The 712-nt window shown below is 64.1% G+C and carries 1 protein-coding gene; it reads left to right on the top strand.

All coding sequences use genetic code 11. From position 1 onward, the window contains the following. The coding region (locus AC1D0P_RS26575; RefSeq protein ID WP_477679465.1) for a zinc-binding dehydrogenase at positions 1–712 on the top strand (712 nt) is incomplete at both ends.

Below are 712 nucleotides of genomic sequence, written 5' to 3'. Positions count from 1 at the left end.
TCTCTGCACCGCCATCCGCGCCACCCAGGGCCAGGGCGTCATGCCCGATGGCACCAGCCGCTTCTCGATCGGCAAGGACAAGATCCACCACTATATGGGTTGCTCGACCTTCGCCAGCCGCTTCTCGATCGGCAAGGACAAGATGGCCAAGGTGCGCGAGGATGCCCCCTTCGACAAGATCTGCTATATCGGCTGCGGCGTCACCACCGGCATCGGTGCGGTGATCAACACCGCCAAGGTGGAGATCGGCGCCACCGCGGTGGTCTTCGGCCTCGGCGGCATCGGCCTCAAYGTCATCCAGGGCCTSAAGCTCGCSGGTGCCGACATGATCATCGGCGTCGAYCTCAACAAYGACAAGAAGGTCTGGGGCGAACGYTTCGGCATGACGCATTTCGTCAAYCCGAAGGARGTCGACGGCGACATCGTTCCCTATCTGGTCAACATGACCAAGCGCGGGGCCGACCAGATCGGCGGTGCCGACTACTCCTTCGACTGCACCGGCAACACCAAGGTGATGCGCCAGGCGCTCGAAGCCAGCCACCGCGGCTGGGGCAAGTCGGTGGTGATCGGCGTCGCCGGCGCCGGCCAGGAAATCTCCACTCGCCCATTTCAGCTGGTCACGGGCCGTACCTGGATGGGCACCGCCTTCGGTATCTCCACTCGCCCATTTCAGCTGGTCACGGGCCGTACCTGGATGGGCACCGCCTTCGGT

It is taken from the genome of Polaromonas sp. P1_G2, assembly GCF_056405515.1.
This window is presented reverse-complemented; position numbering and strand designations above follow the sequence as displayed.